Here is a 13507-nt window from a genome sequence, read left to right on the forward strand (position 1 = left end):
GCGGAGCGGGCGCGCGGCACCCGCGCGCCTTCTGAGGCGGCATGGGCCCCTCGCGGCCGGCGGGCGTCTCAGGAAGCGGTGGCCGCGGTGATCAGGTGGTGCATGACGCGGAGGTCCTCGCCCATCTCCGGGTGCCACTGGACTCCGAGCACCCAGTGGCCGCCGGACGGCGGTTCGAGGGCCTCGACGGTGCGGTCCGGGGCGTGGGCCGAGGCGATCAGACCCTTGCCCAGACGGTCGACGGCCTGGTGGTGGTAGGTCGGAACGGACGTCTCCTCCGGGACCGCCGCGGCGTAGCGGGTGCCGGGGACCGGTGTGACGGGGTGGTCGCCGAAGACGCCGACGACCTCGGCGTGCCCGTCCAGGTGCTGGACCAGGGTGCCGCCGAGGGCGACGTTCAGCAGTTGCATGCCCCGGCAGATGCCGAGCAGCGGAACCCGCGCGCTCAGGGCGGCCTCGATCAGGGCGAGCTCCCAGGCGTCCCGGGCGCGGGCGGGCGGCCCCGTACGGGGGTCCGGCTCGGCGCCGTAGCGCACCGGCTCGACGTCCGGACCGCCCGCGATCACCAGTCCGTCCAGCCGGGCCACGGCCGACGCCGCCCGCTCCGGCAGGTCCGGCGGCAGCATCGCGGCGAGGCCGCCCGCCCGCTGCACCAGCCGTGGATAGCCGGCCGGCAACAGCGCCGCGTCCAGCTCCCACACGCCCCAGCGCGTACCGGCCTCCAGGTAGGTGCTGATGCCGATCAGCGGTCGTCCTGCGGTCATACGGTCCTCCCAGACCCGTGAGGATGTGCTCCACAAAGGTGCGCCTCCATACCTTTGCGGACTCCTGCGTCACGTCAGAAAGCCCCGCAGCAGCGCTGCCGTGCCCGCGCAGTGCTCGCGCGTGATCTCCCGGGCCCCGTCCGCGTCCCCCTCCAGCACCGCCTCCACCAGCGCGATGTGCTGGCGCTGGGAGTGCTCCAGGTTGCGCACGAGCAGGGGTATGCAGTCCAGCAGGTCGTTCACCGTGGCCCGGACCGCCGCGTACTGCGCGGCGAGGCTCGGCGAGCCGCACAGGTCGGCGAGCGTCAGGTGCAGCAGTGTGTCCAGCCGCCGGTACTCCGCCAGGGGCGCGTCGTACGTGCGCTCCAGCGCCCCGCGCAGCCGCTGTGCCCGCTCCCCGGCCGGCCCCTGCGCCGCGCACAGCCCCGCCGCGCCGACCTCCAGCACCTCGCGGAAGCGCAGCACGTCCTCGATGTCCACACCGGCGACCCGGCGCCGCAGCTCGTCGCCCCCGCCCGCGTCCGCGCGGGGCAGCACGAACGTGCCGCCGTAGCGCCCGCGCCGCGCCTGGACAAGCCCCTGCTCCTGGAGCACCTTCAGCACCTCGCGCAGCGTCACCCGGCTGATCCCCAGCCGCTCCGCCAGCTCCCGCTCCGCGGGCAGCCGTCCGCCGGCCGGCACCAGGCCGAGCCGCACCACCTGGAGCACCTGCTCCAGGGCCTCCTCGAAACCGTTGCCCGCCCGCACCGGCCGCAGCACCGCCGTGAGCCGGTCGCCCGGCCCATCCACGCCCGTGTCCCGCGCCATCCGGTCGCGCCCCCTTCCCAGGCAATGGTTCCCGGCAATACCTTATGGCTCCCGGCGCCGGTCGATGAAGCCCCGAGGAGGCTCGCCCGTGGCAGACCGCACACCCCCGCTCGCCGTAGAGGAACTGCACGCCCTGGTCGGAGGCGGAGAGATCGACACGGTGGTTTTGGCCTTCCCCGACATGCAGGGGCGGCTCCAGGGCAAGCGGTTCGCCGCCAGGTTCTTCCTCGACGAGGTCCTCCACCACGGCACCGAGGGCTGCAACTACCTCCTCGCCGTCGACACCGACATGAACACCGTCGACGGCTACGCCATGTCCTCCTGGGACCGCGGCTACGGCGACTTCGCCATGCGCCCGGACCTGTCCACGCTGCGCCGCGTCCCCTGGCACCCGGGCACCGCCCTGGTCGTCGCCGACCTCGCCTGGAACGACGGCTCACCGGTCGCCGCCGCGCCCCGCCAGATCCTGCGCCGCCAGCTGGACCGCCTCGCCGAACACGGCCTGACCGCCCAGGTCGGCACCGAGCTGGAGTTCATCGTCTTCCAGGACACCTACGAACAGGCCTGGGACGCCGGCTACCGCGGGCTCACCCCGGCCAACCGGTACAACGTCGACTACTCGATCCTCGGCACCGGCCGGATCGAGCCGCTGCTGCGCCGCCTGCGCAACGACATGGCCGGCGCCGGCCTCACCGTCGAGTCCGCCAAGGGCGAGTGCAACCCCGGCCAGCACGAGATCGCCTTCCGCTACGACGAGGCCCTCGTCACCTGCGACCAGCACGCGGTCTACAAGACCGGCGCCAAGGAGATCGCCGCCCAGGAGGGCGTCTCGATCACCTTCATGGCCAAGTACAACGAGCGCGAGGGCAACTCCTGCCACATCCACCTCTCCCTCGCCGACGCCGACGGCGCCAACACCATGGCGGGCAAGGGCGAGGACGGCATGTCCGAACTCATGCGGCACTTCCTCGCCGGACAGCTCGCCGCGCTGCGCGACTTCTCCCTCCTCTACGCCCCGAACATCAACTCCTACAAGCGGTTCCAGCCCGGCTCGTTCGCGCCGACCGCCGTCGCCTGGGGGCACGACAACCGCACCTGCGCCCTTCGCGTCGTCGGCCACGGCCGCTCCCTGCGCTTCGAGAACCGCCTGCCCGGCGGCGACGTCAACCCGCACCTGGCGGTCGCCGCACTGGTGGCGGCGGGCCTGCACGGCCTGGAGCAGAAGCTGCCCCTGCCCGACCCGTGCCCGGGCAACGCCTACGCCGCCGACTACGAGCACGTCCCCACCACCCTGCGCGAGGCCGCCGAACTGTGGGAGAACAGCCCCCTCGCCAAGGCCGCCTTCGGCGACGAGGTGGTCGCGCACTACCGCAACATGGCCCGCGTCGAACTGGACGCCTTCGACGCCGCCGTCACCGACTGGGAGCTGCGCCGCTCCTTCGAACGCATGTGAGGCCTTCGTGTCCGACCCGCACGAACTCCAGGTGCTGAACCCGGCCACCGAGGAGGTGGTCGCCACCGTCCCCGCCGCCGACGCGGGCGACGTCCACCGAGTCGTCGAACGGGCCGTGGCCGCCCAGCGCGCCTGGTCGACCACCGCCCCCGCCGACCGGGCCCGGCTGTTGCGCCGCTTCGCCGACACCGTCGACGCCCACGTCGAGGAGTTGGCCCGCCTGGAGGTGCGCGAGGCCGGGCACCTGCTCGGAAACGCCCGCTGGGAGGCCGGCAACGCTCGCGATCTGCTGCTGTACGCGGCCGGCGGCGCCGAACGCCTCCTCGGCCGGCAGATCCCGGTCCCCGGCGGCTGGGACGTCACCTTCCTCGAACCCCTCGGGGTCGTCGGCGTCATCGCACCCTGGAACTTCCCGATGCCCATCGCCGGCTGGGGCTCCTTCCCGGCCCTCGCCGCCGGCAACGCGGTCGTCCTCAAGCCCGCCGAGGCCACTCCGCTCACCGCGCTCCGGCTGGCCGAACTCGCCCTGGAGGCGGGCCTGCCCGAGCACCTCTTCCAGGTCCTGCCCGGGCACGGTCACACCGCCGGACGCGCCCTCGTCGACCACCCCGACGTGGCCAAGATCGTGTTCACCGGATCGACCCGCACCGGCCGGGAGGTCATGGAGCGCTGCGCCCGGCACACCAAGCCGGTGACCCTCGAACTCGGCGGCAAGAGCCCCAACATCGTTTTCGCCGACGCCGACCTGAAGGCCGCCGTCGACCCGTTCTCCTTCCTCGACAACTCCGGCCAGGACTGCTGCGCCCGCACCCGCATCCTGGTCCAGGAGGAGGCGTACGACGAGGTCCGGGAACTGCTCGCGAAGGCGCTGGCCTCCGTGGTGGTGGGGGACCCGGCCGACGAACGGACCCAGATGGGGCCGCTGATCTCCCGTCAGCAGCTCGACCGGGTACGGTCCTACGTGCCCGAGAGCGCCCCCGCCCTGCGTGGCGGCGCGCCCGACGGGCCGGGCTTCTGGTTCCCGCCGACCGTGCTCACCGGGGAGCGGCCCGACTCCGCCGCGGCCCGCGAGGAGATCTTCGGCCCGGTCGCCGTCCTGCTGTCCTTCACCGACGAACAGGACGCGATCCGCCTGGCCGACGACACCCCGTACGGCCTCTCCGGCTCCATCTGGACCCGGGACGTCGGCCGCGCCCTGCGCGTCTCCCGGGCGGTGCGGGCCGGCAACCTGTCCGTCAACTCGCACTCCAGCGTCCGCTACTGGACCCCGTTCGGCGGCTTCAAGCAGTCCGGCGTGGGCCGCGAACTCGGCCCGGACGCGCTGGCCGCCTTCACCGAGACCAAGAACGTCTTCATCAGCACGGAGGGCCCCGCACAGTGAGCGCAACCATCCCCGACACCGAGGCCGTCGTCTGCCGCCGCCTGGCCGGCCGCACCGCCGTGGTCACCGGAGCCGGCAGCGGCATCGGCCTCGCCTCCGCGCGTCGGCTCGCCTCCGAGGGCGCGCACGTCGTGTGCGGTGACGTCGACGAGGCCCGTGGCAAGGCCGCCGCCGAGGAGACCGGAGGGCTCTTCGTCAAGGTCGACGTCACCGACCCCGACCAGGTCGAGGCGCTGTTCCGGGCGGCGCACGACACCTACGGCAGCGTCGACGTCGCCTTCAACAACGCCGGCATCTCGCCGCCCGACGACGACTCGATCCTGGAGACCGGACTGGACGCCTGGAAGCGGGTGCAGGAGGTCAACCTCACCTCCGTGTACCTGTGCTGCAAGGCGGCCCTGCCCTACATGCGGGCCCAGCGCCGGGGGTCCATCATCAACACCGCCTCGTTCGTGGCCCGGATGGGGGCGGCCACCTCGCAGATCTCCTACACGGCCTCCAAGGGCGGCGTGCTGGCCATGTCCCGGGAACTGGGCGTCCAGTTCGCACGGGAGGGCATCAGGGTCAACGCCCTGTGTCCCGGACCGGTCAACACCCCGCTGCTGCAGGAGCTGTTCGCCAAGGACCCGGAGCGGGCCGCGCGCCGGCTCGTGCACATCCCGCTCGGACGGTTCGCGGAGGCCGAGGAGATCGCCGCCGCCGTCGCCTTCCTCGCCAGCGACGACTCCTCCTTCGTCAACGCCACCGACTTCCTGGTGGACGGGGGTATTTCGGGGGCGTACGTCACCCCGCTGTAGGGGGTGGTGCGCCGGTCGCGCCGGGCGCGCGATGGCCGGAACCGCCGCCTGGCCCGGCCTGAACGACGCGGCAGCCCCCGGACCCGTGTGGCCGGGCCGGGGCGGGTCCTCCTACAGTTCCGGGGGTGAGCATGACACCCCCGCCCGGTTGGTACCGCGATCCGTCGGCCCCGCATCTGCAGCGCTGGTGGGACGGAACGGCGTGGACCGACCACCGGCGCGCCCCCGAGGGACCTCAGCCCCAGCCGCCGGCGCCACCCCAGCCGCCGACGCCGCCGACGCAGCCCCCTCCGCCCGCCGACGGGGGCCCGGCGACCCGGGCCAAGGCGGTGGCCCTGACCGCCGCCGGGGCCGTCCTGGTCGCCGCCGTCGTCACGGGAGCGGTCCTGCTCGGCCGTGACGACGGCGGCGCCGGCGCGCAAACCGCGCCCTCGGGCGGCTCCGCGACCGCGGCGGGCCCGTCCACCGCCGCGACCTCCCCGTCACCGTCGTCCCCTTCCCCGTCCGCGACCGCCACCGGCGACCCGTCCGTGGTCGTCGACCAGCTCAACGGCATCACGCTGCCGGTCCCCGACGGCTGGGAGAAGCCGCAGTACGTCGCGGACGACAAGGTCGTCATGACCACGCACGGCACCTACGACTGCCCGACCCGCACGGGCCTGTGCCGGCACGGCCTGGTGCTGACGCTGACGGGGAGCGCGACCGACGCGGCCGCGCCCGAGGCCCTGGCGGAGGAGGACATCGAGAAGGCGGCCGACCTGGCGTACGACGAGAACGCGGCCGGACAGCGCCTCTACGGAGGCATCACCTCCCACCGGGCCGTCGCCTCCGGTCAGATCGCGGTCGCGGGCCGCGCCGGGTACTTCGTCCGCTGGCGGGTCAGGACCGCCGAGGGCCCCGGCGGCTACGTCGAGTCGCTGGTCTTCCCGTCCAGCGTGGGCAGCGAGGCGCCGGTCGTCGTGCGCTTCGTGCTCGACGCGGGACCGGACGGGCCGCCCCTGTCCGACATCGACAGGATCAGGAAGGGCATCCGGCCCCTCGGCGACGCCGGCACGAGCGGGGGCGTCGGCAGCAGCATCGGCCCGGCCGGCTGAACCGGGCCGCGAGCGCCCGTCGCCGATGTTTCGTCGTCCGCCCGGCGGGGGCTCACAGGAACGTGCGGCCCTCACCCCGGTACGTCGGCACGGCCGCCGTGACCCGGTCGCCCTCCACCAGGTGCAGCGTGTCGAACCGCTCGCACAGCTCGCCCGCCTTGGCGTGCCGGAACCACACCTTGTCGCCGATCAGCAGGTCGTCGGCGGGCGAGCCGAGCAGCGGGGTCTGCACCTCGCCGGGGCCCTCCTGGGGGTCGTAGCGCAGCCCCTCGGGCAGATACGGCACCGGCAACCGGTCCGCGCCGGCCGCTCCCGAGGCCGGATAGCCGCCGCCGAGCACCGTGACGACCCCCACCCCGGGGCGCCGCACGACCGGCTGCGCGAAGAGCGCCGCCGGACGGCCGCGGAAGGACGTGTAGTTGTCGAACAGACGCGGGACGTACAGCCCCGAGCCCGCGGCGATCTCGGTGACGGCGTCCTCCGCCGCGGTGTGCTGGACACTGCCCGTACCGCCGCCGTTGACGAACTCCAGCTCCGGCGCCACCGCCCGGACCGCCCGCACCACCGCGGCCCGCCGCTCCGCCAGCTCCCGGCGCGCGGCCGCCTGCATCAGCCGGACCGCGCGCGAGCGCAGCGGCCGCCCGGCCACCGCGTCACCGACCCCCGCGACATGACCCTCGTACGCCATGACGCCCACGAGCCGGAACCCCGGCCGCCGGGCGACCGCACGGGCCATCTCGGCGACCTGGGCGGGGGAGTGCAGCGGCGAGCGGCGCGCGCCGACGCGGATCCGCCCGCCGAGCAGCTTCAGCGAGGTGTCCAACTCCAGGCACACCCGCACCACTTCGCGGCCGCCCTCACGCGAGGCGTCGACGAGGTCGAGGTGCGCCGGGTCGTCGATCATCACCGTTACGGCCGCGGCGAGCTTGGGATCGGCGGCCAGTTCGGCGAAGCCGGCCCGGTCGGCGGACGGATAGGCCAGCAGAACGTCCTCGAACCCGGAGCGGGCCAGCCACAGCGACTCGGCGAGGGTGAACGACATGACGCCCGCGAAGCCGTCCCTGGCGAGGACGCGTTCGAGCAGCGCCCGGCAGCGCACGGACTTGCTGGCCACCCGCACGGGCTTGCCGGCGGCACGGCGGACGAGATCGTCGGCGTTGGCGTCGAAGGCCTCCAGGTCGACGATCGCGACGGGGGCGTCGAGATGGGCGGTGGCCCGGTCGTACCGGGCCCGGTCGGCGGCGCGCGCGGTCATGGACGAAGCCTGCCAGAGCGGATTACCGCAGGGTAGGGGACGTTCCGGGCAGATGCCCCGGGCCCGCCGACCGGTTCCCGTCCAGCCGGGGTCAGCCCGTAGAGTGACGCGCACGTACGCCGCAACGGCGGAACGCTCCCGGCCGCGCCCTTGAGCCGGGATGGCACTTCGCTCGTACGGGTATGCGTGCCCGGGGACGACGAGTCGCCGCCGGGCGGGGCCACGAGGAAGACCGCGCCGGGAGACACGGCCCGGGCCGACGAAACGGGGGGTGCATGAGCACGGAAGCGCGCCACGCCCCGATCCCCCCGCGCCCCCCGAGACCCCCACGCCCGTCCACCCCTCCCGACGGCGCCTCCCAGCTCCCCGACGAACCGCGCCCCGCCGCACCGGTGAGTCCGCCCGCAGGGCCACGCGAGCGGCCGGCCGGCCCGACGGACGGCACCGGCACCGGCCTCGGGCGCGGGGGCGCGCCCGAGGCCGCCGTACGCGGCTCCGGCTTCACCCGCCCGCCCTCGGCGGCACACGAGACGGCTGCACGCGCGGGCGGCGGTACGACGGTGCCCGGTGTCCCACCGGGTGGCGAGGCGGCGGGCCCGGACGGTGAGCCGCGTCCGGCGGGGCGGGGCGCCGCGTGGAACGGACCCGGCGCGCCCGGCGCCGTACCCTGCGCCGTACCCGGCGCCGGCGCGGACGACGGCGCCGCGGACGCCCGGTCCCGCTTCCAGGCGTTCGTGCCTCCGGTCCGCCGCGACCCTGCCCCGACGACACCGCCCCCGCCCGCCGCCTCCGCCCGTTTCCCCGACGCGCCGCCACGGATCGGCCGTCCGGCCGGGCCGCGCTCCGGTGAGCGACGCGAGCCGGCCGCGGGCCGGGCCGGGACGCGCGCCGGGCTCACGGGCCCGCCGCCCGGCGCCGCACCGACCCGGGCCGGCCTCCCGGACGCGCCGCGTACCCCGGCCGCCGGACCGTCCGCCGCCGGTGACGTCGAGGACCGGACCCGCACCGGCGCGGCGCCGGCCTCCGGGCGCGGGACGCCGAACCTGGATGCCCCCGGTGCCGTGCCGGCGCGCCCCGGACGCCGGCCGTCGCCGGCCGCGCCATGGACCGCCGTGCCCGCCGAGACACCGTCGGAGACGACCGCGCGCCTGCGCCCCCTTTCCGACCGCCGGCCCGCCGCGCCGTCCGGCGCCGGCCCCCGACGGGACTCCGCCGCCCCGAGTATGGGCGCGTTCGCCGCCCGCGGCCCGGCCGGCGGCGCCCCGGACCGCGGCCCCACCCCGGCGCGCGGATCCGGGGCACTGGCCGGCCCGGCGGAAGCCGCGCGGTCCACCGCCGTGCCGCCGGGCCCGCGCGTGGCACCCGACCCCGCCCTGTCCTGGAACGCCTTCACGGGACCCGTCGGCGTGCGGCCGCACCGGGTGCGGCTCGACGAGCCCGAGGGGCACGACCGGCGGGGGCGGGGGCGTGCCCTCGGCGGGCGGGTGCGGACGCGGACCGCCGCGGCGGCGACGTGCCTCGTGCTCGGACTCGGACTCATCGGCGGTGCCGTGACCGGGAGCTGGCTCACCGGCGGTTCCGGGGAGGGCGGCCCGGCCGGTGCGTTCGTCACGGCCGGCGACCTGTGGCACAGCATCCCCGTCGACCGGCTGTTCCCGCCCACGGTGGAGGGCCGCGGCGCCGGACCCGGCGGAGCCGACCGCACCTGGACCCGCGTCGCCGTGGCACCCGACAGCGGCTGCGCGGACGCCTTCGACCCGCTGCTGCGCGAGGCGCTGGCCCCCGTCGGCTGCACCCGCCTGCTCCGCGCCACCTACACCGACGCCACCCAGACCTACGTCACCACCGTCGGACTGCTCTTCACCAAGGCCGACGCTTCCGCCATGAAGTCCCTCGCGGCCCGGTTCGCCCACGAGGGACTGGCCCGGCGCACCGACCTCATGCCCCGCTCCTACGCCGCCAAGGGCACCGTCGCCGCCGCCTTCGGCGACAAGCAGCGCGCGTCGTGGACCGTCTCCGTGCTGACCGAGGCGCCCGTGGTCGTCTACGCCGTCTCCGGCTGGGCCGACGGCCGCACCGTCGACTCCCCGCAGCCCGCCGCCGACGCGATGCGCTCCGGCGCCACCACGGCACCCGCCCAGGCCGGCCTCGGCAACGAGGCCCAGGGCCTGGCCGACCGCATCGAACGCGGCCTGCGCAAGGACGTCGACTCGGCCACGGACACGGAGAAGGACTCGTGAGAGCCGTCATCGCCCGAAGGAACGGCGCGCTGAGCGTCCTCCTGGCCGCCTTGCTCGTCCTCGTCCCGGCCGCCGCCGCGCACGCCGACGGCATCCGCGCCCAGCAGTGGGCACTGGACTCCATGCACACCCAGCAGGCCTGGCGGGTCACCAAGGGCAAGGGCGTCACCGTCGCCGTCCTGGACACCGGCGTCGAGCGCGACCACCCCGACCTCGTCGGCAACGTCCTGCCCACCAAGGACTTCGTCGGCTTCGGCGCCCGGCCCGGCGACAGCGCCTGGGCCCGCCACGGCACCGGCATGGCGGGCATCATCGCCGGGCACGGCCACGGCGCCGGTCACGCCGACGGCGTCATGGGCATCGCGCCCGAGGCCAAGATCCTGCCCGTCCGCGTGATCCTGGAGGACGACGACTCGGCCCGCGCCCGGGCCCGCACCACCCGCGGCAGCGCCCTCGCCGACGGCATCCGCTGGGCCGCCGACCACGGCGCCGACGTCATCAACCTCTCCCTCGGCGACGACTCGGCCTCCGCGCACCCCGAGCCGGCCGAGGACGAGGCCGTGCAGTACGCGCTGAGCAAGGGCACCGTCGTCGTCGCCTCGGCCGGAAACGGCGGCGACAAGGGCGACCACATCTCCTACCCGGCCGCCTACCCGGGCGTGATCGCCGCGACCGCGGTCGACCGCTACGGCACCCGCGCGGACTTCTCCACCCGCCGCTGGTACGCCGCGGTCAGCGCGCCCGGCGTCGACATCGTCATCACCGCCCCGGACCACCGGTACTACCAGGGCTGGGGCACGAGCGCGGCCTCCGCGTTCGTCTCCGGAGCCGTCGCCCTGATCAAGGCCGCCCACCCCCGTCTGACGCCCGCGCAGATCAAGAGGCTCCTGGAGGACACGGCCCGCAACGCCCCCGTCGGCGGCCGTGACGACTCCCGCGGCTTCGGCATGGTGGACCCCGTGGCCGCCCTGAAGGCGGCGGACCGCCTGGAACCGGAGGGCCTGCACGCGGCCGCGTACGGCGAGAGGTACTTCGGCCCCGGCCCCGACACCACCGGGCCGGACGACGCCGCCTCCGGCTGGGCCGGGCCCCTCGCCGGCAGCGTCGGGGGAGTGCTGCTGGTCGTCGCGGTCGTCCTGTGGCGCGCCCGCCGCGAGAACGACGCGGGCGACGGCGGGGCGGGCTTCCGGCCCTGACGCCCGTCGCCGCAGTCCCCGGCAGCGGGATCAGGTCCCGTCCGCGAACACCGACACCGTCGCCCCGTCCGCCGGCGCCACCGGCTTCATCGCCTCGGCCGGCAGCGCCGTACGGTTCGCGGCCTGGTGCGTCCCGCTCTCCACCGACGTCCTCCCGTTCGCCGACGCGGATGCCGACGGAGGCGCCGGTGCCGCCGACCCCACGGCGCCCGGGTCCGCCGAGTCCCGCCCCCTCGGCGGGAGACACGGGCCCCGGGCCCCGAGCAGCGCGTGAAGGGTCCCGGACGGGACCGCGCACGGCCCCGGATAGGGTCGTGGCCGTGGCGAACAAGAACATTCCCGACCCCGGCTTCTCCGACGACGACGGCTCGGCCGACCCCCGGCTGAGTGCGGCGCTCGCCGCCTGGGCCGAGGACCGCACCGCCGTGGGACCGGTCCTGGAGGCGCTCGAGGGTGCCCGGCTGCTCGTCCCCGTCGTCGCCGTGCTCGGCGAGGTGGAGGAGGACGAACGGGGGCTGCGCCGCGAGAAGACCAGCGACATGGCCGTGCCGACCCTGAAGGCCGGCGGGCGCACGGCCCTGCCCGCCTTCACCTCCACCGACTCCCTGGCCCGCTGGGACCCGGCGGCCCGCCCCGTCGCCGTACCCCTGCACCAGGCGCTGCAGGCCGCCGCGCACGAGAAGGCGGACACGGTGGTGCTGGACCTGGCCGGGCCGGTGCCGTTCGAGCTGACCGGGCCGGCGCTGCTCGCGCTCGCCGAGGGCCGCAGCACGGCCGACCCGCTGGCCGACCCGGCGGTGGCGGCGGCCGTACGGGAGGCGGTGGCCGCCGAGCCGGCCGTGCTCCGTGCCCACCTCGGCCCCGGACAGGCCGACGGCACCCTGGCCCTGGTGCTCGACCCGGATGCCGCCGCGGCCCCGGCCGAGGCCGTCCGCGCCGTCGCCGGGCGGCTGGCCGCCAGCGACACGCTGAGGGCCCGCCTGGTGCGCGGTCTGGACCTGGCGCTGCTGCCGGCCGACGCGATGCCGCCGGGCGAGCCCCTGTACGTGAAGGAGTGACGGGACGGCCCGCCGTGCCGGGCGGCGCGGCGGGCCGGAGGCGGGTTCAGCCGTGAGGTCAGCCGTAGACCGGGCCGGTGTACTTCTCGCCCGGGCCCTGGCCCGGCTCGTCCGGGACGACCGACGCCTCGCGGAAGGCCAGCTGGAGCGACTTCAGGCCGTCGCGCAGCGGCGCCGCGTGGAAGGAGCTGATCTCGGTGGTGCTCGCGTCCAGCAGGCCGGCCAACGCGGTGATCAGCTTGCGGGCCTCGTCCAGGTCCTTGTACGTGTCGCCCTCCTCGGTCAGACCGAGCTTCACGGCGGCGGCGCTCATCAGGTTGACGGCGACCGTCACGATCACCTCTACGGCGGGGACCTCGGCGATGTCCCGGGCCATCGCGTCGAAGTCGGGAGTCTCAGGAGGGGTCTCACTCATGCCCCACACGATAGGCCGTGCCGGATCACGCCTCCTCGATTGGTCCTTGTCAAGGGGATCCTGCTAGTCTGGTGTGCGACCGGCCGGACACGTACGTGCTCGGCCCACAAGTGGAGGCTCCGATCTCCCACCTGACCGCCCTCCGGGACGGCGGGTCATCCGGTCAGGCGGCCACCATCGTTCCGTACGGACGATGGAGTCGTCCGAAGCGCGCCCCGCGACTTTCGCGCGGTGCTCCGGGTTGTGTTCGGAGTTCCGCCTGTGATCGTCCGGGGCATTTTTGTCGCCTCGGCGCGGTTAGGTCTCACGAACACAGACGTACGCGGCAGTCCGCCAGACCGTCGCGTGGTGCTACCGAGGAGGATCCATCAGCGCCGAGCCCCGCATCAACGACCGGATTCGCGTTCCCGAGGTGCGACTTGTCGGTCCCAGTGGCGAGCAGGTCGGCATCGTGCCGCTCGCGAAGGCACTGGAGCTTGCGCAGGAGTACGACCTGGACCTGGTCGAGGTCGCGGCGAACGCCCGTCCGCCCGTGTGCAAGCTCATGGACTACGGGAAGTTCAAGTACGAGTCGGCCATGAAGGCCCGTGAGGCGCGCAAGAACCAGGCGCACACGGTCATCAAGGAGATGAAGCTCCGGCCGAAGATCGACCCGCACGACTACGACACCAAGAAGGGTCACGTCGTCCGGTTCCTCAAGCAGGGCGACAAGGTCAAGATCACGATCATGTTCCGTGGTCGCGAGCAGTCCCGGCCCGAGCTGGGCTACCGACTGCTGCAGCGGCTCGCAGAGGACGTCCAGGATCTCGGGTTCGTGGAGTCGAACCCGAAGCAGGACGGCCGCAACATGATCATGGTTCTCGGTCCGCACAAGAAGAAGACCGAGGCGATGGCCGAGGCCCGCCAGGCGCAGGAGGCCCGCAAGGCCGAGCGTCAGGGTCGTGGCGCGGCGGCCTCCCCGCAGGAGGCGCCGTCCGAGGAGCCTGCCGAGGCGTGATCCCGGGACACGCGTCCCAGGATGTAACCAACAGAGAGCGACGCTCCACC

The 13507-nt window shown here is 74.9% G+C and carries 12 protein-coding genes; 8 read left to right on the forward strand and 4 right to left on the reverse strand.

Features of this window, described 5'->3' with window-relative positions; genetic code table 11:
- Window positions 1-68 precede the first annotated feature (68 nt).
- A complete protein-coding gene (locus ACWDUZ_RS17050; RefSeq protein ID WP_451632608.1) occupies window positions 69-764 on the reverse strand; it encodes a gamma-glutamyl-gamma-aminobutyrate hydrolase family protein in 696 nt (231 codons plus the stop codon).
- Between the two features lie 69 nt (window positions 765-833).
- Window positions 834-1571: a FadR/GntR family transcriptional regulator gene (locus ACWDUZ_RS17055; RefSeq protein ID WP_451632609.1), complete on the reverse strand. Its 738-nt coding sequence runs from the start codon at window positions 1569-1571 to the stop codon at window positions 834-836.
- Between the two features lie 88 nt (window positions 1572-1659).
- Between ACWDUZ_RS17055 and ACWDUZ_RS17060 the strand changes: the two genes are divergently transcribed.
- From ACWDUZ_RS17060 to ACWDUZ_RS17075, 4 genes are all read left to right on the forward strand, one after another.
- Entirely contained in the window at window positions 1660-3024 is a 1365-nt protein-coding gene (locus ACWDUZ_RS17060; RefSeq protein WP_451632610.1) for a glutamine synthetase family protein, read from the forward strand.
- A gap of 7 nt (window positions 3025-3031) precedes the next feature.
- The gene (locus ACWDUZ_RS17065; RefSeq protein WP_451632611.1) at window positions 3032-4405 is read left to right on the forward strand and encodes an aldehyde dehydrogenase family protein; all 1374 of its coding nucleotides are present in this window, start codon (window positions 3032-3034) and stop codon (window positions 4403-4405) included.
- Window positions 4402-5202: a 3-oxoacyl-ACP reductase gene (locus ACWDUZ_RS17070; RefSeq protein WP_451632612.1), complete on the forward strand. Its 801-nt coding sequence runs from the start codon at window positions 4402-4404 to the stop codon at window positions 5200-5202. The genes ACWDUZ_RS17065 and ACWDUZ_RS17070 overlap by 4 nt, the downstream gene beginning before the upstream one ends.
- Before the next feature lie 131 nt (window positions 5203-5333).
- A complete protein-coding gene (locus tag ACWDUZ_RS17075) occupies window positions 5334-6296 on the forward strand; it encodes a DUF2510 domain-containing protein (RefSeq protein ID WP_451632694.1) in 963 nt (320 codons plus the stop codon).
- Between the two features lie 52 nt (window positions 6297-6348).
- On the opposite strand, the gene ACWDUZ_RS17080 is transcribed toward ACWDUZ_RS17075, so the two are convergent.
- The gene (locus tag ACWDUZ_RS17080) at window positions 6349-7551 is read right to left on the reverse strand and encodes an amino acid deaminase/aldolase (protein ID WP_451632613.1); all 1203 of its coding nucleotides are present in this window, start codon (window positions 7549-7551) and stop codon (window positions 6349-6351) included.
- Between the two features lie 392 nt (window positions 7552-7943).
- Between ACWDUZ_RS17080 and ACWDUZ_RS17085 the strand changes: the two genes are divergently transcribed.
- The 3 genes from ACWDUZ_RS17085 to ACWDUZ_RS17095 all read left to right on the forward strand — a co-directional run bounded on the left by ACWDUZ_RS17085 (window position 7944) and on the right by ACWDUZ_RS17095 (window position 12045).
- Complete coding sequence (locus ACWDUZ_RS17085) at window positions 7944-9791, forward strand: hypothetical protein (RefSeq protein ID WP_451632614.1); 1848 nt, start codon at window positions 7944-7946, stop codon at window positions 9789-9791.
- Complete coding sequence (gene mycP, locus ACWDUZ_RS17090) at window positions 9788-10987, forward strand: type VII secretion-associated serine protease mycosin (protein WP_451632615.1); 1200 nt, start codon at window positions 9788-9790, stop codon at window positions 10985-10987. The genes ACWDUZ_RS17085 and mycP overlap by 4 nt, the downstream gene beginning before the upstream one ends.
- 320 nt (window positions 10988-11307) lie before the next feature.
- Window positions 11308-12045: an SseB family protein gene (locus ACWDUZ_RS17095; RefSeq protein WP_451632616.1), complete on the forward strand. Its 738-nt coding sequence runs from the start codon at window positions 11308-11310 to the stop codon at window positions 12043-12045.
- Window positions 12046-12103: 58 nt separating this feature from the next.
- Here the strand turns inward: ACWDUZ_RS17095 and ACWDUZ_RS17100 are convergent, their stop codons facing one another.
- Complete coding sequence (locus ACWDUZ_RS17100) at window positions 12104-12460, reverse strand: DUF1844 domain-containing protein (RefSeq protein ID WP_451632617.1); 357 nt, start codon at window positions 12458-12460, stop codon at window positions 12104-12106.
- Between the two features lie 367 nt (window positions 12461-12827).
- Between ACWDUZ_RS17100 and infC the strand changes: the two genes are divergently transcribed.
- Window positions 12828-13457, forward strand: coding sequence for a translation initiation factor IF-3 (gene infC, locus ACWDUZ_RS17105; protein ID WP_358865176.1), 630 nt, complete (start codon window positions 12828-12830; stop codon window positions 13455-13457).
- The last annotated feature ends 50 nt before the right edge of the window (window positions 13458-13507 follow it).

The sequence above is a fragment of the Streptomyces sp. NPDC003393 genome (assembly GCF_053589015.1).